Origin of the sequence: Streptomyces sp. NPDC058653 (assembly GCF_042716895.1) — a bacterium.
Classification (GTDB): Bacteria; Actinomycetota; Actinomycetes; order Streptomycetales; family Streptomycetaceae; genus Streptomyces.
In genome coordinates this window covers 1-24,047 of record NZ_JBHXRM010000074.1, presented here as the reverse complement: position 1 = coordinate 24,047, position 24,047 = coordinate 1, and the positions used below count along the sequence as shown (strand labels likewise).

Below are 24,047 nucleotides of genomic sequence, written 5' to 3'. Positions count from 1 at the left end.
CACACGCGGCCCCTCCGGCGGTTCCACGGCTGTCGCGGCCCCGCGTCTCAGTCGTCCGAGGAATCCTCGTCGTCCCCGGTGTCCGGACCGGGCTCCCGGCCGTCCGGGCCGGCGCCCGGTCCCGGCTCGGATCCCGTGCCGGGGCGCGGCGGCCTGGGCGGGCGGCCACGGCCCGGCCCCGAGGTGTCGCGCAGATAGGTGCCGGAGCCCTCGCCGCTCTCCGTGGCGTGCCCGCCGGGCGACTGGCCGGGACCGCCGTCACGCCGGCGCAGATACCGCTCGAACTCCCGCGCGATGGCCTCGCCCGACGCCTCCGGCAGCTCCGCGGTGTCCCGCGCCTCCTCCAGCGACTGGACGTACTCCGCCACCTCGCTGTCCTCGGCGGCCAGTTGGTCCACCCCGAGCTGCCAGGCCCGCGCGTCCTCCGCCAGTTCGCCCAGCGGGATCCGGAGGCCGATCAGATCCTCCAGCCGGTTCAGCAGGGCCAGCGTCGCCTTCGGGTTGGGCGGCTGCGACACGTAGTGCGGTACGGCGGCCCAGAGGCTCACCGCCGGCACACCCGCGTGCGTGCACGCCTCCTGAAGGATGCCGACGATCCCGGTCGGGCCCTCGTACCGGGTCTCCTCCAGATCCATCGTCCTCGCCAGGTCCGCGTCGGAGGTCACACCGCTGACCGGCACCGGGCGCGTGTGGGGCGTGTCGCCGAGCAGCGCGCCCAGGATCACCACCATCTCCACGCCCAGTTCATGGGCGAAGCCCAGGATCTCGTTGCAGAAGGAGCGCCAGCGCATGGACGGTTCGATCCCGCGGACGAGCACCAGATCACGGGGCTTCTCGCCGCCGACCCGGACCACGGAGAGCCGGGTCGTGGGCCAGACGATCTTCCGTGCCCCGCCGTCCAGATAGACCGTGGGCCGGTTGACCTGGAAGTCGTAGTAGTCCTCGGCGTCCAGCGCCGCGAACACCTCGCCCTTCCACTCCCGGTCCAGATGTCCGACCGCGGTGGACGCGGCGTCGCCGGCGTCGTTCCAGCCCTCGAACGCGGCCACCATGACCGGGTCGATCAGCTCGGGTACCCCCTCGAGCTCGATCACCCAGGCCTCCTTCCGAAGTGTTCTCTGAACGTACGGACCAACCTTACGGCTTCTCAGCTCTCCCCCCGCAGCCACCGTGCGCGCGTGGGTGAACTTCCGCGTCGCTGGGCATGGCTGGGGGTGCCGATCCGGGATTCGGAGAATTCATCCGAGCTGTGACCTCAAATTTTCGTTCCGCCCCTGGACGTTTACCCACCAACGACGCTATACATCGGATGACCGAAGAGGTCCGATGTTCTTCACAGGGGGCGTGCAGTGAGCCAGACCGTCACAGAGTTCGGGGTACACGACATCCGCTTCCCCACCTCGGAACAGCTCGACGGCTCGGACGCCATGAACCCCGACCCCGACTACTCCGCGGCGTACGTGGTCCTGCGCACCGACGACGGCGCCGAGGGCCACGGTTTCTGCTTCACCATAGGCCGGGGCAACGACGTACTGGCATCCGCCATCGAGGCACTGCGGCCCTATGTGGTCGGCCGCCGGGCGCCGCGTACCGCCGCCGATCTCGCCGCGCTCCACATCGAGCTGACCCATGACTCCCAACTGCGCTGGCTCGGCCCGGAGAAGGGCGTCATGCACATGGCCGCGGGCGCGGTCATCAACGCCGCCTGGGACCTCGCCGCCAAGGCCGCGGGCCTGCCCGTCTGGGAGTTCCTCGCCGGCATGACGCCCGAGGAACTCGTCTCGCTCGTCGACTTCCGCTATCTGACCGACGCCCTCACCCCGGCCGAGGCGCTGGAGATCCTGCGCGCCGCCGAGCCCGGCCGCGCGGAGCGCGCCGCCCGGCTGCGCGCCGAGGGCTACCCCGCGTACACCACGTCGCCCGGCTGGCTCGGCTACGACGACACCAAGCTCGTCACCCTCGCCGAACAGGCGGTCGCCGACGGCTTCGAGCAGATCAAGCTCAAGGTGGGCGGCGATCTGGACGACGACGTACGGCGGATGAAGCTCGCCCGCGCGGCGGTCGGCCCCGACATCCGTATCGCCGTCGACGCCAACCAGCGCTGGGACGTGCCCGACGCGATCCGCTGGATGACCGCGCTGGCCCCGCACGAGCCGCACTGGATCGAGGAGCCCACCAGCCCCGACGACATCCTCGGCCACGCCGCCGTCCGGGCCGGCCAGCCGGTCAAGGTCGCGACCGGCGAACACGTCGCCAACCGCGTGGTGTTCAAGCAGCTGCTCCAGGCCGAGGCCGTCGACTTCGTCCAGATCGACGCCGCGCGCGTCGCCGGTGTCAACGAGAACCTGGCGATCCTGCTCCTCGCCGCCAAGTACGGCAAGCCGGTCTGCCCGCACGCGGGCGGGGTCGGACTGTGCGAACTGGTCCAGCATCTGGCCATGTTCGACTACGTTGCCGTCTCGGGCACCTGGGAGGACCGTGTGATCGAATACGTCGACCACCTCCACGAGCACTTCACCGACCCCGCGGTGATCGACTCCGGCCGCTACGTCGCGCCGGGCGCCCCGGGCTTCTCCGCGCGGATGCGCCCGGAGTCGATCGCCGCGCACAGCTATCCGGACGGGCCCGTCTGGCAGGCCCGCCGCACCACCGAGGAGGTCAACTCATGACCGCGGCACAGGACACAGGAGACTTCGCGGGCTTGGCCGCCCTCGTCACCGGCGGCGCCTCCGGCATCGGCGCGGCGATCGCGAGCCTGCTGCTGGCGCGCGGCGCGCGCGTCGCCGTACTCGACCGCGACACCGCGACGGCCCCCGAGGGCACCCTCGCGCTCAAGGCCGACGTCACCGACGACGCCGCCGTCCGCGCGGCGGTCGACGCGGCCGCCGCCGAGTTCGGCGCCCTGCACACGGTCGTCTCCAACGCCGGGATCGGCGCCATCGGCACCGTCACCGACAACGACGACGCCGAATGGCTGCGGGTCCTCGACATCAACGTCCTCGGCATGGTCCGCACCGCCCGCCACGCCCTTCCCCATCTGCGGCGCGCGGCGGCCGACCGGCCCGGCTGCGTCTCGATCACCCACACGTGCTCCATCGCCGCCACGGCGGGGCTCCCGCAACGCGCCCTGTACAGCGCCAGCAAGGGCGCCGTGCAGTCGCTGACGCTCGCGATGGCCGCCGACCACGTCCGTGAGGGCGTACGCGTCAACTGCGTCAACCCCGGTACCGCGGACACCCCCTGGGTCGGCCGCCTGCTCGACCAGGCACCCGACCCGGTGGCCGAACGCGCCGCCCTCGAAGCGCGCCAGCCCACGGGACGGCTGGTCAGCGCGGACGAGGTCGCCGCGGCGGTCGCGTACCTCGCCAGCCCCGCCGCGGCTGCCGTCACGGGCACGGCACTCGCGGTCGACGGCGGAATGCAGGGCCTTCGTCTGCGCCCCGCCACGCCCTGAGTTTGAGCCTGAGCCGACACTCACCCAAGGACGGACAATCCCATGCTGCGACACCCTGTGGGGCGATCCCCACGCACCGCACTGCGTACGAGCGCCGCGGCCTGCGCCGCGCTGCTCGCCGTCACGGCCCTCGCGGGCTGCAACCGTGACTCGGAGAGCGGGGACGGCGGTGGCGGCAAGGTCGGCATCGACCTGCCGCGCAGTGACAGCGACTTCTGGAACTCCTACCAGCAGTACATCGAGTCCGGCGTCAAGGACGAGGAGGTCGACGCGCTGTCGCTGACCAACTCGCAGAACGACATCGGCAAGCTCGTCTCCAACGTCCAGGCCTTCACCGACCAGGGCGCCAAGGCCGTCGTCATGGCCCCCCAGGACACCGGCGCGATAGCCGAGACGCTGGCCGAGCTGAACGACAAGGACATCCCCGTCGTCAGCGTGGACACCCGCCCCGACAAGGGCGACGTCTACATGGTCGTACGGGCCGACAACCGCGCCTACGGCCAGAAGGCCTGCGAGTACCTCGGCGAGCAGCTGGGCGGCAAGGGCAAGGTCGCCGAGTTCCAGGGCGACCTCTCCTCCATCAACGGCCGCGACCGCTCCGAGGCGTTCAAGAGCTGCATGGACGAGAAGTTCCCCGGCATCAAGGTGTTCGAGCTCGCCACCGAGTGGAAGGGCGAGGTGGCCTCCGCCAAGCTCCAGTCCACCCTCGCCGCCCACCCGGACCTGAACGGCATCTACATGCAGGCCGGCGGCGTCTTCCTGCAGCCCACCCTCGCCCTCCTGGAGCAGAAGAAGCTCCTCAAGCCGGCGGGCGAGAAGGGCCACATCACGATCATCTCCAACGACGGCATCCCGGAGGAGCTGGACGCGATCCGGGAGGGCAAGATCGACGCCACCGTCTCGCAGCCGGCCGACCTGTACGCCAAGTACGCCCTGTACTACGCGAAGGAGGCGCTGGCCGGGAAGACCCCGAAGGTGGGTCCGACCGACCACGACTCCAACATCATCAAGATCCCGAACGGTCACGAGGACCAGCTTCCCGCGCCCCTGGTGACCAAGGAGAACGTGGACGACAAGGCGCTGTGGGCCAACCAGCTGGAAAAGAAGAGCTAACCATGCATCAGGACCAGGCACCCGCGACCGGTACGGCGCCCGCCGTCCACGCGGAGGGCATCGTCAAGCGGTTCGGGCCCACCGTGGCGCTCGACGGTGTCCGGCTGACCGTCGCGCCCGGTGAGTCCCACGCACTCGTCGGGCGCAACGGCGCCGGCAAGTCCACCCTCGTCAGCGTCCTCACCGGACTCCACGAGGCCGACGCGGGAAAGGTGAGCTTCGGCGGCGAACCGGCGCCCGCCTTCGGCGACATCACGGCCTGGCAGTCCAAGGTCGCCTGCGTCTACCAGAAGTCGATGGTCGTACCCGACCTGACCGTCGCCGAGAATCTCTTCCTCAACAACTACGGCCTGGACAAGGGCGGTTCGGGCATCGGCGGGCGCCTCATCAGCTGGCGCCGGCTGCGCACCCGGGCCGAGGAGCTGCTCGCCGAGTACGGCGTGAGCGTCGACCCGAACGCGCGGGCCAAGGACCTCGCCGTCGAGCAGCGGCAGTTCGTGGAGATCGCGCGCGCCCTGTCGTTCGGGGCCCGGCTGATCATCCTGGACGAGCCCACGGCCCAGCTCGACGCCCGCGGCATCGACAGCCTCTTCGAGAAGCTCCGCGACCTCCAGAGCCAGGGGGTGGCGTTCCTCTTCATCTCGCACCACCTCCAGGAGGTGTACGAGCTGTGCAAGACCGTCACCGTCTACCGCGACGCCCGCCATGTGCTGACCGCGCCGGTCGCCGATCTGGCCAAGGCGGACCTGGTGACGGCCATGACGGGGGACGCGGCGAGCTCGGCGGCCGACTGGCACGCCGCGAACGCGGTGGCCCCCGACCTGTCGGTGGCGCCCGTGCTGACCACCGAGGGGCTCGCCCTGGAGGGCGAGTTCGAACCGATCGACCTCCAGGTGCGGCCCGGTGAGGTCCTCGGTGTGGCCGGGGCCGCGGCCAGCGGCAACACCGCGCTGGGCGAGATCCTCGTCGGCATGCGGAAGGCGACGGCGGGCCGGATCGCGGTACGCGAGCGGACGGTGAGACCGGGCAGCGTCCCGGACTCGCTGGACGCCGGGATCGGGTACATCCCGGAGGACCGGCACCTCCAGGGGCTCGTACTGAACCGGAGCGTCGCCGAGAACGCCACGCTCACGGTCGCCGACCAGCTCGGCCCGTACGGGACCGTACTGCCCTCCCGTACGCGGGAGTTCGCGCGGTCGATGATCGCCTCGCTGGACATCAAGACGACAGGGCCCGAGCAGCCGGTCTCGGGTCTCTCCGGCGGCAACCAGCAGAAGGTGGTGGTCGCCCGGGCGCTGGCCCGCGCGCCCAGCGTGCTGGTGGCCCTGCGCCCCACGGCGGGCGTCGACGTCAAGTCGAAGGACTCGCTGCTCGGTGTCGTACGCCGGGTGGCGGACGAAGGAAACGCGGCCGTGATCATCTCGGACGAGCTGGATGATCTGCGGGTCTGTGACCGTGTACTGGCCCTGTTCCACGGGCGAGTGGTGGCAACGTTCGGGAGCGGGTGGACCGACCGGGAACTGGTCGCCGCCATGGAAGGTGTGGGGGAGAACCGATGACCGAGACGATACGACCGCCGGCGCTCGACAAGGCGCGGGACGACGACCATCCGCTGAGCCGGCTGAAGTTCATCAGGTGGAGCGACTTCTCGCTCGTGCCGGTGATCCTGGTGCTGATGGTGATCGGCTTCATCGTCTCACCGGTCTTCCTCACCTCCAACAACCTGATCAGCGTCGTCCAGCAGTCGTCCGAGCTGAGCCTGCTCGTGCTCGGCCAGGCGCTGATCCTGATCTGCGGCCGGATGGACCTGTCGCTGGAGTCGACCATCGGCATCGCGCCGGTCATCGCGATGTGGATGGTGCTGCCGAGCGAGGGCGGCCGGTTCGCGGGCCTCGACCTGCTGCCCGTCTGGTCGGCCATCCCGCTCTGTCTGCTGGTCGGCCTGGTCGTCGGCGTGATCAACGGCTTCCTGATCCTGAAGCTGCGGGTCAACGGGTTCATCGCGACCCTCGGCATGCTCACGATGCTGCGCGGCCTCCAGATCGGTATCACCGAGGGCAAGTCGATCACCGACGTCCCGGAGTCCTTCCGCTACCTCGGCAAGACGGACTGGCTGGGGGCGCCCGCCGCCGTCTGGATCTGTCTGGCGCTCTTCGCCGTCGGCGGGGCCTCGCTCGCCTGGCTGCGGCACGGGCGTTCGCTGTACGCCATCGGCGGAAACCCCGAGGCGGCGCGCGCCGCCGGTATCCGGGTGGACCGGATCACCTGGATCGTGCTCGCCATCGGCGGTGTCCTCGCGGCCTTCGCCGGCATCCTCTACACCGGCCACTACGGCTCCGTGGCGGCGACCCAGGGCAACGGCTGGATCTTCCAGGTCTTCGCCGCGGCCGTGATCGGCGGCATCAGCCTCAAGGGCGGGCGAGGGACGCTCTTCGGCGCGCTGACCGGTGTGCTGACGCTTCAACTGGTGGTGAACGTGATGACGCTGGGCGGGGTGCCCGCGCTCTGGAACCAGTTCCTGAACGGCGCGATCATCATCGTCGCCCTCGTCATCTCGCGGTTCGCGAGCGGCGAGAAGCAGGACTGACCCGGGGCCACCGCGACCGACGCCGGTACCCACCGGCACGGGCCTCCCAGGAGTCGGATGCGACTCCTGGGAGGCCCGTGCCGTACACCGCGGTTGTGACTCGTCAGAGAGTCGAACGCAGCCACTGCTCCACACTCGCGACATGCACCGTCGCCCACGATCTGGCCGCCTCCGCGTCCCGGTCGCGCAGCGCGGCCAGGATCGCCCGGTGCTCGTGCAGGGTCCGGCTGACCGCGTCCTCCTGGGTCAGCCCACGCCAGACCCGGGCCCGGGTGGTCGGCCCCGACAGCCCGTCAAGCAGGGAGCAGAGCACGGAGTTGCCCGACGTCTGGACGATCCCGCGGTGGAACTCCAGATCCGACGCCACCAGCTCCTCCACCGAGGGCTCCGGCCCGAGCGCGTCCAACTGCGCGCTCAGCGCGTCCAGTTCGGCGTCCTTGATACGGGAGGCCGCCATCGCCGTCGCGGCCGGCTCCAGAATCCGCCGTACGGCCAGGAACTCCAGCACCGTGTCGTCACGGTGGAAGTCGACGACGAAACTCAGCGCTTCGAGGAGGAGCTGCGGATCGAGGCTGGTGACGTACGTCCCGTCGCCCTGCCGTACGTCGAGAATGCGGATCAGCGACAGCGCGCGTACCGCCTCGCGCAGCGAGTTGCGCGACAGGCCCAGTTCGGCGGCGAGCTCGCTCTCCTTGGGAAGGCGGTCCCCCGGGCGCAGCGCGCCGGAGACGATCATTCCCTTGATCTTCTCGATGGCCTCGTCGGTGACAGCCATGGGCGACCTCCATACATCCGATGTATCGGCCTCCATTATGCGTCTCCGCGTGCGCCCGGCGCCCCCTTCCCCCGGAGTTCGCCGAGAATGGCGGCGCCGGGGACGGCATCGCCGGCCCCGGCGCTCTCTCGGAACTTGGTTCGAGGCGTGACGTCAGCCGTTCCGCTCGCCGAGCAACCGCTCGACGCGGGCCCGGATCTCGTCGGTGGCGAGCCCGCGGATCGTCAGCGTCGTACGGCGCCGCAGCACGTCGTCCGCGGTCTCCGCCCACTCGTGGTCGCGCGCGTACACGACCTGCGCCCAGATCTCCGGGGCGTCCGGGTGGATACGCTCGCCCAGCTCCGGGTGCTCGTACGCCAGACGCGCGATGTCGAACGCCAACGACCCGTAGTGCGTGGCCAGATGGTGCGCGGTGTCACGTGCCATGCCGTCGCCGTGCGAGCCGCCGTCGATCAGCAGCCGGTGTGTCACCGCCGCCGGGTTGGCGATACCGGGCATCGGCATCATCTTCGGCAGCCGCGAGATGGGTTCGATGTCCGAGCCGAGCGGGCGGCCCGGCAGGGTCTCCAGCTTGTCCACGACCGTACGGCCGATGTGCCGGAACGTCGTCCACTTGCCGCCGGCGACCGAGAGCATGCCGCCGCTGCCCTCGGTGACGACCGTCTCCCGCTTGGCGGTCGAGGTGTCACCGGGACCGCCGGGCAGCACCCGCAGACCCGCGAACGAGTAGGTCATCAGCTCGCGCGAGAGCTGCTGGTCCCGGACGGAGAGCGACGCCTCGTCCAGGATCTGGCGGATGTCCGCCTCGGTGACCGCGACGTCCGCCGGGTCACCCTCGTACGTCTCGTCGGTGGTGCCCAGCAGCAGCATGTCCTCCCAGGGGAGGGCGAAGGTGATGCGGAACTTGTCGATCGGGGTCGCGAGGGCCGCGTTCCACGGGGCGGTGCGCCGCAGCACGAGGTGCGCGCCCTTGGAGAGCCGGATGGAGGGCTCGGACCTCGGGTCCTCCATCGCGCGCAGCCGGTCGACCCAGGGGCCGGTCGCGTTCAGTACGAGCCGGGCGTCGACGCCGAACTCCGTACCGTCCAGACCGTCCTTGAGATCGGCGCCCGTCACCCGCCCGCCGGTGAACCGCAATCCGGTGACCTGCGCGTGGTTGAGGACGGCCGCGCCCGACTCGACGGCGGCGCGCACCGTCATGACGGCCATCCGCGCGTCGTTCATCTGGTCGTCGCCGTACACGGCCACGGCCCGCAGATTGTCCGTCCGCAGCTCGGGCACCGCGCGCCGCGCCTTCGCCGGGCTCAGTAGGTGCCCGACGCCGTCGCGGAAGGCCGACAGCGCCGAGTACGCGAAGACACCGGCACCCAGCTTGGTCGCGCTGTGCGGCCCGTTCTTGTAGACGGGCAGATAGAAGGTGAGCGGGTTCGCGAGATGCGGCGCCACCTTCTGTGAGACCGCCCGGCGCTCGAAGTGGTTCTCGGCCACCAGCTTCACCTCACCGGTCTGCAGATAGCGCAGACCGCCGTGGAGCAGCTTGGTGGACGCGGAGGAGGTGGCGCCCGCGAAGTCGCCACCGTCGACCAGGGCCACCCGCAGTCCCGACTGGGAGGCGTGCCAGGCGGTGGAGATCCCCAGGATGCCGCCGCCGATGACCAGCAGGTCGTAGGTGGCGCGGGACAGTTGCTCCCGGGTCTCGGCGCGGCTCGGGAGGGAGCCGCCTGCCGGATGCGTGCCCAGGGCGGGACCGCTGTGAAGGGTGGTCATGGTGTCTCCTCGATCTGAGGGAGCCTGGTCAGCTGTCCTCGTCGTCTTCCAGCCAGGCCTTGGTGCGCTCGACGGCCTTGAGCCAGTTCTTGTACTCGCGATCGCGCTTCGTCGCGTCCATGTCCGGTGTCCACTCGGCGGCCCGGCGCCAGTTGGCGCGCAGCGCGTCGGTGTTCGGCCAGAAGCCGACCGCGAGGCCCGCGGCGTAGGCGGCGCCCAGCACGGTGGTCTCGGCGACCATCGGGCGTACGACGGGTGCGTCGAGGACGTTGGCGAGCGTCTGCATCAGCAGGTTGTTGGCGGTCATACCGCCGTCGACCTTGAGCGACGTCAGCTCGACCTTGGAGTCCTTGGTCATGGCGTCGCTGATCTCACGGGTCTGCCAGGCTGTCGCCTCCAGCACCGCGCGGGCGAGGTGCGCCTTGGTGACATAGCCGGTGAGACCGGCGATCACGCCCCGTGCGGAGGAGTCCCAGTGGGGGGCGAACAGCCCGGAGAAGGCGGGGACGAAGTACGCGCCGCCGTTGTCCTCCACCGAGGAGGCGAGCGTCTCGATCTCGGGCGCGGTGTTGATGAGGCCCATCTGGTCGCGCATCCATTGGACGAGGGCGCCGGTGACGGCGATGGAGCCCTCCAGGGCGTACACCGCGGGCTGGTCCCCGATGCGGTAGCCGACCGTGGTCAGCAGCCCGTTGTAGGAGTTGATGGGCTTGTTGGCCGTGTTCATCAGCATGAACGTGCCGGTGCCGTACGTCGACTTGGCCTCGCCCTCGGCAAAGCAGGTCTGGCCGAACAGGGCCGCCTGCTGGTCGCCCAGCGCCGACGCGACGGGGACACCGTTCAGCGGGCCGCCCTTGGTCGTGCCGTACACCTCGGACGACGAGCGGATCTTCGGGAGCATCGCCATCGGGATCCCGATGGAGTTGCAGATCTTCGGGTCCCAGTCCAGGGTGTCGAGGCGCATCAGCATCGTGCGCGAGGCGTTGGTGACGTCGGTGACGTGCACACCGCCGTTGACGCCGCCGGTCAGATTCCAGATCACCCAGGAGTCCATGGTGCCGAAGAGGATCTCGCCGCCCTCGGCGCGCTCGCGCAGGCCTTCCACGTTGTCCAGCAGCCAGCGGGCCTTGGGCCCGGCGAAGTAGGTCGCCAGCGGCAGTCCGGTGTCGCGCCGGAACCGGTCCTGGCCCACGTTGCGGCCCAGCTCCCGGACGAGCGCGCTGGTACGGGTGTCCTGCCAGACGATCGCGTTGTGGACCGGCTCACCGGTGTTCTTGTCCCACAGCATCGTGGTCTCGCGCTGGTTGGTGATCCCGATCGCCAAAACGTCGGCCCGGGTGATCCCCGCCTTCTCGATGGCGTTCGCCAGGACCTCCTGGACGTTGACCCAGATCTCCTTGGCGTCGTGCTCGACCCAGCCCGGTTTCGGGAAGATCTGCTGGTGTTCCTTCTGGTCGACGGCGACGATGCGCGCGTCGACGTCGAAGACGATGCAGCGGCTGGACGTCGTGCCCTGGTCGATGGCCGCGATGAACGGTCCCGCTCCGCGGGAGGAAGTCCCGGTGCTCTGTGTCTCACTCACGGTGTCTGCTCCTGCTCGGTTCGGAGGGCGGAGGGAAGTCGGGAACTACTTGAGGGCCCAGTTGAAGAAGCCGGCCGCGGCGGCGCCGCCGATGAGCGGGCCCACGACGGGGATCCAGGCGTACGTCCAGTCGGAGCCGCCCTTGTTGGGCAGCGGCAGCAGGGCGTGCATGATGCGGGGGCCGAGGTCTCGTGCCGGGTTGATGGCATAACCCGTGGGGCCACCGAGCGAGAGGCCGATGCCCACGACGACCAGCGCGACGATCAGCGCGCCCAGCGTGCCGAGGCCGTTGCCCTCGTTGTTCAGCCCCTGGGTGAGGATCGCGATCACCAGGACGAAGGTGGCGACGATCTCGGTGAGCAGGTTCTGCACGGTGTGCCGGATCTCGGGGCCGGTCGAGAAGATGCCGAGGACGGGGCCCGCCTTCGGCGCGGTCGTCTGGTCGACCAGTCCCTCGACCCGGGGCTGCGCGGCGATGATCTCCGGGTCGGTCAGATGGGCCTTGAACTGACCCATGTAGGTCACCCACACCAGGAAGGCGCCGACGAGGGCGCCGAGCAGCTGGCTCGCCATGTAGAGCGGGACGTCGCCCCACGGGGTCGTGCCGGCGATCGCGAGCCCGAGGGTGACCGCCGGATTCAGATGGGCGCCGGATATACCCGTGGCCATGTAGGCGCCGGTGAGGACGGCGAAGCCCCAGCCGAAGCTGATGGCGACCCATCCCGCCCCGTGGGACTTCGAGCGCTTGAGCACGACGCCCGCCACCACGCCGCCACCGAGTAGCAGCAGAAGGGCGGTACCAACCATCTCGCCGATGAAGATGTCGTAGTGAGACACCCGAGACTCCTTCGTCCAGGGGAAGGCAGACCCGCGGCTCGCACCGGGTCCGCGCCCTCGGTTAAGGGCATTGCCGGCGCTTGGCGTTGTCGTGCACCCAAGCTGAGCCGTCGATCAGTGTTCGACAATGCCGACCATTGACCGGCAGTGTCGTCCCGCGATGGATACGTCGTCAAGGGCTCCGGCGCCCTGAACCTGTTCTTCTCAGATCATCAGCTATCCGGTTCAGAACCGCCCGGCGCCGACATCCCTGGACACCGAACGGGCGCATTCACGCACCGCTGTGATCAGCTCCGGGCGTACGTCGCCGCCCTCGCACAGCCGTTCCACCGCGCCGGTGAGAGCGATGGCCCCGACCGGCATCCGCCGCCTGTCATGGATCGGCGCGGCCACCGCGGCCACCCCCTCCCACGTCTCCTCGACGTCCGCCGCCCACCCCCGCGACCTGGTGAGTTCGAGAATCGCCTCGAATTGCTCCAGATCGGTGACGGTGCGCACGGTGAGCTGTTCGCGGGCGCCCCTGACGGCCTCGCCACGGGCCACCGGGTCGTACGCGGCGAGCACCTTTCCGAGCGCCGTGGAGTGCAGTGGCTGCATCGCGCCCACTTCGAGGACCTGCCGGCTGTCGTCGGGTCTGAAGACGTGGTGCACGATCAGTACGCCCTCCAGGTGCAGCACTCCCAGATGCACGCTCTCCCCGCTGGACCGCGCCAGATCGTCCGTCCACACCAGGGCCCGGGACCGCAGCTCGTGGACGTCCAGATAGCTGTTCCCGAGCCGCAGCAGCTCGGCCCCCAGCTGGTAGCGGCCGGAGACGGCGTCCTGCTCCACGAAGCCCTCGGCCTGGAGGGTGCGGAGAATCCCGTGCGCCGTTCCCTTCGCCAGCCCGAGCGAGGAGGCGATGTCGGAGAGACCGAGCCTGCGCTCGCCGCCTGCCAGGAGCCGCAGCACCGCCGCCGCGCGCTGAAGCGACTGAATACTCTTCGCCATCGGGCAGGCCTCCACTACAGAGTCGTTCGGCAATGCTGAACATTATGGGCCCATGCCGACTCCCCTCGAAGGACACCGGATTCCTTCCCCGGGTGGGGGCGCGACAGTCCGCCCCGTGGTACGGAAACGCGCTACGGAGCCGGGCACCGCTACCCTTGCCGGGTGCCCCTTCCACCGGAAAGGGCAAAGCCGACAGCCGTCGCAGCCCCGGGAGTAAGTTCATGGCCCCGTCCTCCAGCCTTTCCGCCGACAGCCGGACCCGAATCGAAGCGTTGCGCGAGGCGCTGGCCACCCGTGTGGTGGTCGCCGACGGCGCGATGGGCACGATGCTCCAGGCCCAGGACCCGACGATGGAGGACTTCCAGAACCTGGAAGGCTGCAACGAGATCCTCAATGTGACCCGCCCGGACATCGTGCGCTCGGTCCATGAGGAGTACTTCGCGGTCGGGGTCGACTGCGTCGAGACGAACACCTTCGGCACGAACCACTCGGCCCTCGCCGAGTACGACATCCCCGAGCGGGTCTTCGAACTCGCCGAGGCCGGCGCCCGCATCGCCCGCGAGGTAGCCGACGAGTTCACCGCCTCCACCGGGCAGCAGCGCTGGGTGCTCGGCTCGATGGGACCCGGCACCAAGCTCCCGACGCTGGGGCACGTGGACTACCCGACACTGCGCGACGGCTTCCAGCGCAACGCCGAGGGACTGATCGCCGGCGGCGCGGACATGCTGATCGTCGAGACCACACAGGACCTGCTCCAGACGAAGGCGGCCGTGGTCGCCGCGCGGCGCGCGATGGAGGAGCTCGGCAGCGACCTCCCCCTCGTCTGCTCGCTCGCCTTCGAGACGACGGGCACGATGCTGCTGGGGTCGGAGATCGGCGCGGCGCTGACGGCGCTGGAGCCGCTCGGGATCGACATGATCGGTCTGAACTGTTCGACGGGCCCGGCGGAGATGAGTGAGCACCTGCGCTATCTGGCGCGCCACTCCCGTATCCCGCTGCTCTGCATGCCCAACGCCGGACTGCCCGTCCTCACCAAGGACGGGGCGCACTTCCCGCTCGACGCCGAGGGACTGGCGGACGCGCAGGAGCAGTTCGTGGACCAGTACGGACTGTCGCTGGTCGGCGGCTGCTGCGGTACGACCCCCGAGCATCTGCGCCAGGTCGTGGACCGGGTGCGGGGCTCGGCGATCACCGAGCGGTCGCCGCAGCCGGAGCCCGGAGCGGCCTCGCTGTACCAGACGGTGCCCTTCCGGCAGGACACCTCGTACCTGGCCATCGGCGAGCGGACCAACGCCAACGGGTCGAAGAAGTTCCGGGAGGCCATGCTGGAGGGCCGCTGGGACGACTGTGTGGAGATGGCGCGCGCCCAGATCCGCGAGGGCGCGCATCTCCTGGACCTCTGTGTCGACTACGTTGGCCGTGACGGCGTCGCCGACATGACGGAGCTGGCCGGCCGCTTCGCGACCGCCTCCACGCTGCCGATCGTGCTCGACTCCACCGAACTGCCCGTGCTGCGCGCCGGGTTGGAGAAGCTCGGCGGGCGCGCGGTCATCAACTCCGTCAACTACGAGGACGGAGACGGGCCCGAGTCCCGCTTCGTGAAGGTCACCCGGCTGGCGGTGGAGCACGGCGCGGCGCTGATCGCGCTCACCATCGACGAGGAGGGCCAGGCCCGTACCGCCGAGCACAAGGTCGCGATCGCCGAGCGGCTGATCGCCGATCTGACCGGCAACTGGGGCATCCACGAGTCGGACATCCTCATCGACACCCTGACGTTCACGATCTGCACCGGTCAGGAGGAGTCGCGCAAGGACGGCATCGCGACGATCGAGGCGATCCGGGAGCTGAAGAAGCGCCACCCTGACGTGCAGACCACGCTCGGCCTGTCCAACATCTCCTTCGGTCTCAACCCGGCCGCCCGTATCGTCCTCAACTCGGTCTTCCTGGACGAGTGCGTGAAGGCCGGTCTGGACTCGGCGATCGTGCACGCGTCGAAGATCCTCCCCATCGCCCGTCTGGAGGAGGAGCAGGTCAAGGTCGCGCTCGACCTGATCCACGACCGCCGCGAGGAGGGCTACGACCCGCTCCAGAAGCTGATGGAGCTCTTCGAGGGCGTCAACACCAAGTCGATGAAGGACGGCCGCGCCGAGGAACTGCTGGCGCTGCCGCTGAACGAGCGCCTGGAGCGGCGCATCATCGACGGCGAGAAGAACGGCCTGGAGGACGACCTCACCGAGGCCCTGCGGACGCGCCCCGCGCTGGAGATCGTCAACGACACCCTGCTGAACGGCATGAAGGTCGTCGGCGAGCTGTTCGGCTCCGGCCAGATGCAGCTGCCGTTCGTGCTCCAGTCCGCCGAGGTGATGAAGAAGGCGGTGGCGTTCCTGGAGCCGCACATGGAGAAGGTCGCCGACGGCGAAGATGCTGTGGGCAAGGGCACGATCGTGCTGGCCACGGTCCGCGGCGACGTGCACGACATCGGCAAGAACCTCGTCGACATCATCCTCTCCAACAACGGCTACACCGTGGTCAACCTCGGTATCAAGCAGCCCGTCTCCGCGATCCTGGAAGCCGCCGAGGAGCACCGGGCGGACGTCATCGGGATGTCGGGGCTGCTGGTGAAGTCCACCGTGATCATGAAGGAGAACCTCCAGGAGCTGAACCAGCGCAAGATGGCGGCCGACTTCCCCGTCATCCTCGGCGGGGCCGCCCTCACCCGCGCCTATGTCGAGCAGGACCTCCACGAGATCTACGAGGGCGAGGTCCGCTACGCGCGCGACGCCTTCGAGGGCCTGCGGCTGATGGACGCGCTGATCGGTATCAAGCGCGGCGTCCCCGGAGCCGTACTGCCCGAACTCAAGCAGCGCCGGGTCAAGCCCGCCGCCACCGCCGTGGTCGAGGAGCGTCCGGAGGAGGGCGCGGCCCGCTCCGACGTGTCGGTGACCAACCCCGTACCGGAACCGCCGTTCTGGGGCACCCGCGTCATCAAGGGCATCCAGCTCAAGGAGTACGCCTCCTGGCTCGACGAGGGCGCGCTGTTCAAGGGGCAGTGGGGGCTGAAGGAGTCCCGCAAGGGCGGGCCCTCCTACGAGGAACTGGTCGAGTCCGAGGGCCGGCCGCATCTGCGTGGCTGGCTGGAGAAGCTCCACACGGAGAACCTGCTCGAAGCGGCCGTGGTCTACGGCTACTTCCCCTGCGTCTCCAAGGGCGACGACCTCATCCTGCTCGGCGACGACGGCTCCGAGCGCACCCGGTTCACCTTCCCCCGCCAGCGGCGCGGGCGGCGCCTCTGCCTCGCCGACTTCTTCCGCCCCGAGGAGTCCGGCGAGACGGACGTGGTCGGACTCCAGGTCGTCACGGTCGGCTCCAGGATCGGCGGCGCGACGGCGGAGCTGTTCGAGGGGAACGCCTACCGGGACTATCTCGAACTCCACGGTCTCTCCGTCCAGCTCGCCGAGGCCCTCGCCGAGTACTGGCACGCCCGGGTCCGTTCAGAGCTGGGCTTCGCGGGGGAGGACCCGTCCGAGGTCGAGGACATGTTCGCCCTGAAGTACCGGGGCGCCCGCTTCTCGCTCGGCTACGGCGCCTGCCCCAACCTGGAGGACCGGGCCAAGATCGCCGACCTCCTGGAGCCGGGCCGGATCGGCGTCGAGCTCTCCGACGAGTTCCAGCTCCACCCCGAGCAGTCGACCGACGCCATCGTCATCCACCACCCCGAGGCGAAGTACTTCAACGCGCGCTAGGGGCGGCGACCGCGCCCGGGGCGCCACGGAGCGCCCCGGGCCGCTGACCGCGCGCTTCGCGTCGACGAGCCGTACACTTGTCGGTCCAGTGCGGGCCGGTCGCCGGACCCGACGGGATTCCCCGTCGGACAAGGTGACCGGCCTTCTCGTCCCTCTCGGAGGTGTGCCGGATGACCAGTACGGTTCCCGCGTCCATGACCCGTAAGGCCGAAGGGTCCGCCCTTCAGGCCGTTCTTCTCGACATGGACGGCACCCTGGTCGACACGGAGGGCTTCTGGTGGGACACGGAGGTCGCGGTCTTCAAGGACCTCGGCCACCCGCTGGACGACGCCTGGCGGGACGTCGTCGTCGGCGGGCCGATGACCAGGAGCGCCGGCTATCTCATCGAGGCCACCGGCGCCGACATCACCCTCGCGGAGCTGACCGTGCTGCTCAACGACCGCTTCGAGGAGCGCATCGGCACCGACGTCCCGCTGATGCCGGGGGCCGCCAGGCTCCTGGCCGAGCTGGCCCACCACGGTGTGCCCACGGCCCTGGTCTCCGCGTCCCACCGGCGCATCATCGACCGGGTGCTGGAGTCCGTCGGGCGCCACCACTTCTCCCTCACCGTGGCCGGTGACGAGGTGCTGAACACCAAGCCGCACCCCGACCCGTATCTGCACGCCGCGCGCGGGCTGAGCGCCGCCCCCGACAGATGCGCCGTCATCGAGGACACGGCGACCGGTGTGGCGTCGGCCGAGGCGGCGGGCTGCCGGGTCGTCGCGGTGCCCTCCGTCGCGCCCATCGCGGCGGCGGCGGGACGGGTGATCGTGGAGTCCCTCGAAGAGGTCGACCTGGTATTTCTGCGGGGTCTGATCACGCATCACCGATGATACGGATACGGAGCGTGTCCCCTGAAACTAACGGAAATAAGGTGCTTCGCGCTCCGCGTTTCCCCGCCCTTTTGTTGATCATTACCGGCGTGATCATGAAGGCCTGACCGGGCCCGAGTGATGTTCGTCACTCGTCGATCCGTAGCCGCAGGTGGCTGTGTCCGTTTGGCCCCTCCGGGTTGTCCGGTCGTCGCGCCGATCCGGGCACCCATGTGTCCAGTTTTATGGCGTGATGTGTGAATCCTTCTGGCGTCCTGATACCGGTTCGCAGCAATTCCTGATCACTTTGCGATTACGCCCGAAGTGGGCCCGGTTCGGGACATCCACACCCGCCGACTAACCTCATCGCGAGAACTTCGCCACACGTTCGCCACCTCAATGGTGTGATCCGACGGTCAATCACGTCGCGAATTTCTCAACCACCGTTGTATCGCAAGGTGTTCGGATGAGGGAGTACGTCCAGGATGAAGCGCAAGAGTCTCGTGCTGCCGGTTGTGGCCGGTCTGCTCGCCCCGGTGCTCGTGGCCTGCGGCGGCTCGGACAGCTCGTCCGACGACGCTGAGGCCATCGTCGTGGGTACCACCGACCAGTTCACGGCCACCAAGGAGTCCCCGGCGCCCCTCGACCCGGCGTTCGCCTACGACACGGGCTCCTGGAACATCCTGCGCCAGTCCCTCCAGACGCTGATGCACGTCCCCCGCGGCGGCGGCGCCCCCGTTCCCGAGGCGGCGACCGGCTGCCGGTTCTCGGACAACCAGAACGAGAGCTACCGCTGCGAGCTGCGCGACGGGCTGAAGTTCGCCGACGGCGGCGAGATCACCTCGGAGGACGTCAAGTTCTCCATCCAGCGGGTCCTCGACATCAACTCCGAGGCCGGCGCGGTGGGCCTCCTCAAGAACATCGACACGATCGAGACGCCCAGCGACTCCGAGGTCATCTTCCACCTCAAGACCCCCGACGCCACCTTCCCGTACAAGCTCTCGACGCCCATCGCGGGCATCGTCGACTCCGAGACGTACGACGGCAAGAAGCTCCGCGAGGGCTTCGGCGTGAACGGCTCGGGCCCGTACAAGTTCGACGCCGAGGTGAAGGACGGGCGGATAGTCAAGGCCGTCTTCACCAAGAACGCCTCGTACGAGGGCGACCTGAAGCTCCGCAACAGCAAGGTCGAGCTGCGCTCCTACCCCGACGCCGCCGCCATGGGCAAGGCCCTCGACTCCGGCGAGATCGACGTGATGGCCCGCACCATGGCGCCCGACCAGATCGAGAAGATGACCGCGAAGCCGAAGGACAGCATCGCGCTCACCGAGATGCCCGGTCTGGAGATCCGCTACCTCGCCTTCGACACCGACGAGCCCATCGCCAAGGAGAAGGCCGTACGCCAGGCCGTCGCCTCCCTCGTGAACCGCGGTCAGATCGCCTCCGAGGTGTACGGCGCCACGGCCGAGCCGCTCTACTCGCTCATCCCGGCGACCATCACGGCGCACACCAACTCGTTCTTCAACAAGTACGGGGAGCCCAACCGGGCCGAGGCCGCCAAGCTCCTGGAGGACGCCGGGGTGCAGACACCGGTGAAGTTCACCATGCACTACACCACCGACCACTACGGCGAGGCCACCGCCAAGGAGTTCGAGATGCTCAAGGAGCAGCTCAACTCCAGCGGGCTCTTCCAGGTCGACACCAAGGGCGCCGAGTGGGCCAAGTTCCGGCCCGCCCAGACGCGCGGTGAGTACACGGTCTACGGCATGGGCTGGTTCCCCGACTTCCCCGACCCGGACAACTACATCGCGCCGTTCCTGGACGAGGACAATTTCCTCAACGCGCCGTACGCGAACGAGAAGGTGATCAAGGAGCTGATCCCGCAGTCGCGCAGCGAGGCCGAGCGCAGCGCCGCCACCAAGTCCTTCGCGGAGATGCAGGACATCGTCGCCGAGGACGTGCCGGTGCTGCCGCTGTGGCAGGGCAAGCAGTACGTCGCCGCCGCGGACGACATCTCCGGTGTCGAGTGGGCGCTCAACCCCTCGGGCGAACTGCTCTTCTGGGAGCTGGGCACCGGCAGCGCCGTCTGACCGGATCGCGGTCCTCGAAACCGAGAGGTCCCCGGCATCGCACCGATGCCGGGGACCTCTCGGTCACGCGCCCCGCCCGCTCGACGCCGCGTCCGGCTACTGGGCGCCGGGGCGCACCAGACCGCTCTCGTACGCGTACACCGCCGCCTGCACGCGATCGCGCAGGCTCAGCTTCGTGAGCACATGACCCACATGCGTCTTGACCGTCGTCTCGCTGACGAAGAGATCCGCGGCGATCTCCGCGTTGGACAGCCCCCGCGCCACCAGCTTGAGCACCTCCACCTCGCGCTCGGTCAGCGTGTGCAGGGTGTCCGGCACCTGCTCGTCGCCCGACGGCAGATGGTCCGCGTACTTGTCGAGCAGCCTGCGGGTGATACTCGGCGCCAGCATCGCCTCACCGGCGGCCACCACCCGGATCGCCTGCACCAGCTCGTTGGCGGGCGCGTCCTTCAGCAGGAATCCGCTGGCCCCGGCGCGCAGTGCCTCCACCACGTACTCGTCCAGGTCGAACGTGGTCAGCACCAGCACCTTCGCCGGGCCGTCCTTGCCGGGACCGGTGATCTGACGGGTCGCCTCGACGCCGTCCATCCGGGGCATCCGGATGTCCATCAGGACGACATCGGGCTGGAGCGCCCGGACCTGGTCGATCGCCTGGAGGCCGTCCCCGGCCTCGCCGACGACCGCGATGTCCTGCTCGGCCTCCAGGATCATCCGGAAGCCGGTGCGCAGCAGTGGCTGGTCGTCGACCAGTAGGACGCGGATGGCCACGGGATCTCCTTCGCTGGGATCGATCCCGGTCCATTCTGCCTTGAGAGCCGGGCCGTGACAGCGGCGGGCGGGCGACCGCCCCTCCCTACACCCCCTGGGCCGGCCCGGCGGAGGCGACGGGCCCGGCCGCGGGAAGCGGGTCCGGGGCGGCGGGCGGTTCGGAGGCGGCGGGCGGCCCGCCGTCCGGAAGCGGCTCCGCGCCCTGCCGGGGCGGCACCGTCAACGGATACACCGGCGGGGTCCCCCCGAACTCCGGGCAGACCGCCTGGTGGTCGCACCACCCGCACAGCTTCGTCGGCCGCGGCCGCCAGTCGCCCGTCTCCGTGGCCTCCCTGATCGCCTCCCAGAGCGCCAGGAGCTTGCGCTCGACCCGCTCCAGGTCGGCCTCGACCGGGTCGTACGTCAGGACGTCGCCGCTGCCCAGATAGACCAGCTGGAGACGGCGGGGCACCACCCGCTTGAGCCGCCAGATCACCAGCGCGTAGAACTTCATCTGGAACAGCGCGCCCTCCGAGTACTCCGGCCGCGGCGCCTTGCCCGTCTTGTAGTCGACGATCCGCACCTCGCCCGTGGGCGCCACGTCGACCCGGTCGATCACCCCGCGCAGCCGCAGTCCCGACTCCAGCTCCGTCTCCACGAACAGCTCACGCTCGGCCGGCTCCAGACGCGTCGGATCCTCCAGCGAGAACCACCGCTCGACCAGCCCCTCGGCCTCCCCGAGCCAGCGCGTCAGCCGCTCGCCGCCCTCGTCCTCCGCGAACAGCTCGCCGAGCTCCGGTCTCGACTCCAGCAGCCGGTCCCACTGCCCGGGAACCATCGACCTGGCCCGGGGCGCCGTACGCTCGACAGCGGGATCGTCGAACAGCCTCTCCAGCACCGCGTGCACCAGCGTCCCCCGGGTCGCCGCCTCGCTCGGCTTCTCCGGCAGCTTGTCGATCACCCGGAACCGGTACAGCAGGGGGCACTGCATGAAGTCGCTCGCACGCGACGGCGACAGCGAAGTGGGCTGCTGACTCGTACTCATGACGCAGACCCTACGGCCCGCCACTGACAGCGAGCGGAATACCATCGACGTAAGACCCTCGCGAACAGCATGATCGAGCGAGCGACGGTGCCGCAACGAAGGGATGACGTGAAAAAGGACGACGAGAGCGGCGAGAGCAGGAGGCCGCGGTCCGGTCCTGAGGGCGCGCCCCGCGGCGGCAAGCGGAAACGGCCGGAGGACCCGGGCGGCGGGATCCTGATGGGCCGTCCCTTCGGCGTGCCCGTCTACGTCGCGCCCAGCTGGTTCCTGGTCGCGGCGCTCATCACCTGGGTCTTCGGCGGCCAGCTCGACCGGGTGCTGCCCGAGCTCGGCGGTGTCCGCTATCTCGTCGCGCTCTTCTTCGCCGTCGCCTTCTACGCCTCGGTACTGGTCCACGAACTGGCCCACACGATCGTCGCGCTGCGCTACAAACTCCCCGTCCGCCGTATCCAGCTCCAGTTCTTCGGCGGTGTCTCCGAGATCGAGAAGGAGTCGGAGACACCGGGCCGCGAGTTCATGCTGGCCTTCGTCGGCCCCCTGCTCTCGCTCTTCCTCGCGGGCTTCTTCTACCTCACGCTGGCGGCCGTGGAGCCCGGCACGGTGCCCGGCGTCCTGCTCGCCGGCCTGATGATCTCCAACCTCATCGTCGCCGCCTTCAATCTGCTGCCCGGTCTCCCGCTGGACGGCGGCCGGATGCTGCGCGCCGTCGTCTGGAAGATCACCGGAAAGCCCATGACGGGCACCGTCGCCGCCGCCTGGGTCGGCAGGGCGCTCGCCGTCGCCGTCCTCATCGGCCTGCCGCTGCTCACCCACACCGGCACGCTCGGCAACTCCACCCAGGACATCGGCGGCGTGGAGACCGTCACCGACGCGCTCCTCGCCGCCATCCTCGCCGCGATCATCTGGACCGGCGCCGGCAACAGCCTGCGGATGGCCCGGCTGCGCGAGCACCTGCCCGACCTGCGGGCCCGCGCCCTCACCCGGCGGGCCGTCCCCGTCGAGTCGGCCACCCCGCTCTCCGAGGCGCTGCGCCGGGCCAACGAGGCGGGGGCCCGCGCGCTCGTCGTCGTCGACGGCCAGGGCGAACCGACCGCGCTCGTCCGCGAGGCGGCCATCGTCGGAGTCCCCACCCACCGCCGCCCCTGGGTCGCCGTGAGCGGCCTCGCCCAAGACCTCACCGACGGGATGAAGGTCCCCGCCGAGCTCGCGGGAGAGGCGCTCCTGGACCGTCTCAGGGCCAGCCCCGCCACCGAGTACCTGGTGGTCGAGGAGACCGGCGAGATCTACGGAGTCCTGTCGACGGCCGACGTGGAACGAGCCTTCGTCGCCGCCATGGCCAGGCCCGACAGCAAGTGAGGGCGGCCCAAGCCAGGTGAGGAAGGCCCAAACGGAGCAGGTAGTCTGACCGCATGTCCGAACCGACCGGTGCCGCCCGACGTCGCGGCCCCTTCAAGGTCGGGGACCAGGTCCAGCTCACCGACCCCAAGGGACGCCACTACACCTTCACGCTCGAAGCGGGGAAGAATTTCCACACCCACAAGGGTTCCTTCCCCCATGACGAGCTGATCGGTGCTCCCGAGGGCAGTGTTGTCCGCACCACGGGAAACGTCGCCTACCTCGCGCTGCGCCCCCTGCTCCCCGACTACGTCCTGTCCATGCCCCGCGGCGCCGCCGTGGTCTACCCCAAGGACGCGGGCCAGATCCTGGCCTTCGCCGACATCTTTCCCGGTGCTCGCATCGTCGAGGCCGGAGTGGGATCGGGCTCGCTCAGCAGCTTCCTGCTGCGCGCCATCGGCGATCAGGGCATGCTGCACTCCTACGAGCGCCGTGAGGACTTCGCCGACATCGCCCGGCAGAACGTGGAGCGCTACTTCGGCGGCCCGCACCCCGCCTGGCAGCTCACGGTCGGCGACCTCCAGGACAATCTCTCGGACAGCGACGTGGACCGGGTCATCCTCGACATGCTGGCGCCCTGGGAGTGCGTCGAGCCGGTGTCCAAGGCGCTGGTGCCCGGCGGCATCCTCTGCGCGTACGTCGCCACCACCACCCAGCTCGCCCGCACCGTCGAGACGATCCGGGAGCACGGCTCGTTCAACGAACCGGCCGCCTGGGAGTCGATGGTCCGCAACTGGCACGTCGAGGGACTCGCCGTACGCCCGGACCACCGCATGATCGGCCACACCGGCTTCCTGATCACCGCGCGCCGTCTGGCAGACGGCGTTGAGCCGCCCCTGCGCCGCCGCCGCCCCTCCAAGGGCGCGTACGGCGAGGACTACGACGGCCCCGGAAGCGGCAGCGGCTCCCGAGGCTGAGCCGACGTCACCTTCCGGGCCGCGACCCGGCGGCCCGTCACGGTGCGCCGGTCACAACACCACAGCGCCGCCGCCGGGGGGGGGGGCCCCCCCCCCCGACACCGGGGCGGGGGGGTTTAGGTTGGGCTTAGGGGCCCCGGGGGATAATAAAAAA

The 24,047-nt window shown here is 69.7% G+C and carries 18 protein-coding genes; 10 read left to right on the top strand and 8 right to left on the bottom strand.

Annotated features, from left to right (window positions below; translation table 11 throughout):
- Nucleotides 1-47 precede the first annotated feature (47 nt).
- Nucleotides 48-1,094, bottom strand: a complete 1,047-nt coding sequence (locus ACFWU9_RS35335) for a PAC2 family protein (protein WP_384325185.1) — start codon at nucleotides 1,092-1,094, stop codon at nucleotides 48-50.
- 255 nt (nucleotides 1,095-1,349) lie between these two features.
- Here ACFWU9_RS35335 and ACFWU9_RS35330 point away from each other — a divergent pair, with 255 nt between their 5' ends.
- The 5 genes from ACFWU9_RS35330 to ACFWU9_RS35310 are packed head-to-tail and all read left to right on the top strand — an operon-like array spanning nucleotide 1,350 to nucleotide 7,154.
- Nucleotides 1,350-2,669: an enolase C-terminal domain-like protein gene (locus ACFWU9_RS35330; protein ID WP_384325184.1), complete on the top strand. Its 1,320-nt coding sequence runs from the start codon at nucleotides 1,350-1,352 to the stop codon at nucleotides 2,667-2,669.
- Entirely contained in the window at nucleotides 2,666-3,454 is a 789-nt protein-coding gene (locus tag ACFWU9_RS35325) for an SDR family NAD(P)-dependent oxidoreductase (protein ID WP_384325183.1), read from the top strand. Before ACFWU9_RS35330 ends, ACFWU9_RS35325 begins: the two co-directional genes overlap by 4 nt.
- Before the next feature lie 42 nt (nucleotides 3,455-3,496).
- Complete coding sequence (locus tag ACFWU9_RS35320; RefSeq protein ID WP_384325182.1) at nucleotides 3,497-4,567, top strand: sugar ABC transporter substrate-binding protein; 1,071 nt, start codon at nucleotides 3,497-3,499, stop codon at nucleotides 4,565-4,567.
- Between the two features lie 2 nt (nucleotides 4,568-4,569).
- Nucleotides 4,570-6,126, top strand: a complete 1,557-nt coding sequence (locus ACFWU9_RS35315; RefSeq protein WP_384325181.1) for a sugar ABC transporter ATP-binding protein — start codon at nucleotides 4,570-4,572, stop codon at nucleotides 6,124-6,126.
- Nucleotides 6,123-7,154 (top strand): ABC transporter permease, encoded by a 1,032-nt coding sequence (locus ACFWU9_RS35310; RefSeq protein WP_384325180.1) that lies wholly within the window; start codon nucleotides 6,123-6,125, stop codon nucleotides 7,152-7,154. Before ACFWU9_RS35315 ends, ACFWU9_RS35310 begins: the two co-directional genes overlap by 4 nt.
- Before the next feature lie 103 nt (nucleotides 7,155-7,257).
- On the opposite strand, the gene ACFWU9_RS35305 is transcribed toward ACFWU9_RS35310, so the two are convergent.
- From ACFWU9_RS35305 to ACFWU9_RS35285, 5 genes are all read right to left on the bottom strand, one after another.
- A complete protein-coding gene (locus ACFWU9_RS35305) occupies nucleotides 7,258-7,929 on the bottom strand; it encodes a FadR/GntR family transcriptional regulator (RefSeq protein ID WP_384325179.1) in 672 nt (223 codons plus the stop codon).
- 153 nt (nucleotides 7,930-8,082) lie between these two features.
- Nucleotides 8,083-9,696 carry an FAD-dependent oxidoreductase gene (locus ACFWU9_RS35300; protein ID WP_384325178.1) on the bottom strand — a complete coding sequence of 538 codons (1,614 nt, stop codon included), beginning with the start codon at nucleotides 9,694-9,696 and terminating at the stop codon, nucleotides 8,083-8,085.
- 28 nt (nucleotides 9,697-9,724) lie between these two features.
- On the bottom strand, nucleotides 9,725-11,278 hold the full coding sequence (glpK, locus tag ACFWU9_RS35295) for a glycerol kinase GlpK (RefSeq protein WP_384325177.1): 1,554 nt from the start codon (nucleotides 11,276-11,278) through the stop codon (nucleotides 9,725-9,727).
- Between the two features lie 45 nt (nucleotides 11,279-11,323).
- Nucleotides 11,324-12,115 carry an MIP/aquaporin family protein gene (locus ACFWU9_RS35290; RefSeq protein WP_384325176.1) on the bottom strand — a complete coding sequence of 264 codons (792 nt, stop codon included), beginning with the start codon at nucleotides 12,113-12,115 and terminating at the stop codon, nucleotides 11,324-11,326.
- Nucleotides 12,116-12,340: 225 nt separating this feature from the next.
- Nucleotides 12,341-13,105 carry an IclR family transcriptional regulator gene (locus ACFWU9_RS35285; protein ID WP_384325175.1) on the bottom strand — a complete coding sequence of 255 codons (765 nt, stop codon included), beginning with the start codon at nucleotides 13,103-13,105 and terminating at the stop codon, nucleotides 12,341-12,343.
- Nucleotides 13,106-13,326: 221 nt separating this feature from the next.
- Between ACFWU9_RS35285 and metH the strand changes: the two genes are divergently transcribed.
- The 3 genes from metH to ACFWU9_RS35270 all read left to right on the top strand — a co-directional run bounded on the left by metH (nucleotide 13,327) and on the right by ACFWU9_RS35270 (nucleotide 19,789).
- Nucleotides 13,327-16,848: a methionine synthase gene (metH, locus tag ACFWU9_RS35280; RefSeq protein WP_384325174.1), complete on the top strand. Its 3,522-nt coding sequence runs from the start codon at nucleotides 13,327-13,329 to the stop codon at nucleotides 16,846-16,848.
- 170 nt (nucleotides 16,849-17,018) lie between these two features.
- Nucleotides 17,019-17,720, top strand: coding sequence for an HAD family hydrolase (locus tag ACFWU9_RS35275; RefSeq protein ID WP_384325173.1), 702 nt, complete (start codon nucleotides 17,019-17,021; stop codon nucleotides 17,718-17,720).
- 464 nt (nucleotides 17,721-18,184) lie between these two features.
- Complete coding sequence (locus ACFWU9_RS35270) at nucleotides 18,185-19,789, top strand: ABC transporter substrate-binding protein (protein WP_384325172.1); 1,605 nt, start codon at nucleotides 18,185-18,187, stop codon at nucleotides 19,787-19,789.
- Nucleotides 19,790-19,885: 96 nt separating this feature from the next.
- Here the strand turns inward: ACFWU9_RS35270 and ACFWU9_RS35265 are convergent, their stop codons facing one another.
- Together ACFWU9_RS35265 and ACFWU9_RS35260 are read right to left on the bottom strand one after the other, a co-directional pair.
- Nucleotides 19,886-20,557 carry a response regulator transcription factor gene (locus tag ACFWU9_RS35265; protein ID WP_023542799.1) on the bottom strand — a complete coding sequence of 224 codons (672 nt, stop codon included), beginning with the start codon at nucleotides 20,555-20,557 and terminating at the stop codon, nucleotides 19,886-19,888.
- 85 nt (nucleotides 20,558-20,642) lie between these two features.
- Complete coding sequence (locus tag ACFWU9_RS35260; RefSeq protein WP_384325186.1) at nucleotides 20,643-21,527, bottom strand: RecB family exonuclease; 885 nt, start codon at nucleotides 21,525-21,527, stop codon at nucleotides 20,643-20,645.
- Nucleotides 21,528-21,650: 123 nt separating this feature from the next.
- Here ACFWU9_RS35260 and ACFWU9_RS35255 point away from each other — a divergent pair, with 123 nt between their 5' ends.
- Both ACFWU9_RS35255 and ACFWU9_RS35250 read left to right on the top strand, forming a co-directional pair.
- Entirely contained in the window at nucleotides 21,651-22,937 is a 1,287-nt protein-coding gene (locus ACFWU9_RS35255) for a site-2 protease family protein (RefSeq protein WP_384325171.1), read from the top strand.
- A 53-nt stretch (nucleotides 22,938-22,990) separates the two neighbouring features.
- A complete protein-coding gene (locus tag ACFWU9_RS35250) occupies nucleotides 22,991-23,893 on the top strand; it encodes a tRNA (adenine-N1)-methyltransferase (RefSeq protein WP_384325170.1) in 903 nt (300 codons plus the stop codon).
- The last annotated feature ends 154 nt before the right edge of the window (nucleotides 23,894-24,047 follow it).

Coding starts and splice junctions, on each gene's coding strand:
- ACFWU9_RS35310 (WP_384325180.1), top strand. CDS start 6,123: ATGACCGAGACGATACGACCGCCGGCGCTCGACAAGGCGCGGGACGAC.
- ACFWU9_RS35325 (WP_384325183.1), top strand. CDS start 2,666: ATGACCGCGGCACAGGACACAGGAGACTTCGCGGGCTTGGCCGCCCTC.
- ACFWU9_RS35315 (WP_384325181.1), top strand. CDS start 4,570: ATGCATCAGGACCAGGCACCCGCGACCGGTACGGCGCCCGCCGTCCAC.
- ACFWU9_RS35305 (WP_384325179.1), bottom strand. CDS start 7,929: ATGGCTGTCACCGACGAGGCCATCGAGAAGATCAAGGGAATGATCGTC.
- ACFWU9_RS35285 (WP_384325175.1), bottom strand. CDS start 13,105: ATGGCGAAGAGTATTCAGTCGCTTCAGCGCGCGGCGGCGGTGCTGCGG.
- ACFWU9_RS35250 (WP_384325170.1), top strand. CDS start 22,991: ATGTCCGAACCGACCGGTGCCGCCCGACGTCGCGGCCCCTTCAAGGTC.
- ACFWU9_RS35255 (WP_384325171.1), top strand. CDS start 21,651: ATGATCGAGCGAGCGACGGTGCCGCAACGAAGGGATGACGTGAAAAAG.
- ACFWU9_RS35275 (WP_384325173.1), top strand. CDS start 17,019: ATGACCAGTACGGTTCCCGCGTCCATGACCCGTAAGGCCGAAGGGTCC.
- ACFWU9_RS35320 (WP_384325182.1), top strand. CDS start 3,497: ATGCTGCGACACCCTGTGGGGCGATCCCCACGCACCGCACTGCGTACG.
- metH (WP_384325174.1), top strand. CDS start 13,327: ATGGCCCCGTCCTCCAGCCTTTCCGCCGACAGCCGGACCCGAATCGAA.
- ACFWU9_RS35260 (WP_384325186.1), bottom strand. CDS start 21,527: ATGCAGTGCCCCCTGCTGTACCGGTTCCGGGTGATCGACAAGCTGCCG.
- ACFWU9_RS35300 (WP_384325178.1), bottom strand. CDS start 9,696: ATGACCACCCTTCACAGCGGTCCCGCCCTGGGCACGCATCCGGCAGGC.
- ACFWU9_RS35270 (WP_384325172.1), top strand. CDS start 18,185: ATGAAGCGCAAGAGTCTCGTGCTGCCGGTTGTGGCCGGTCTGCTCGCC.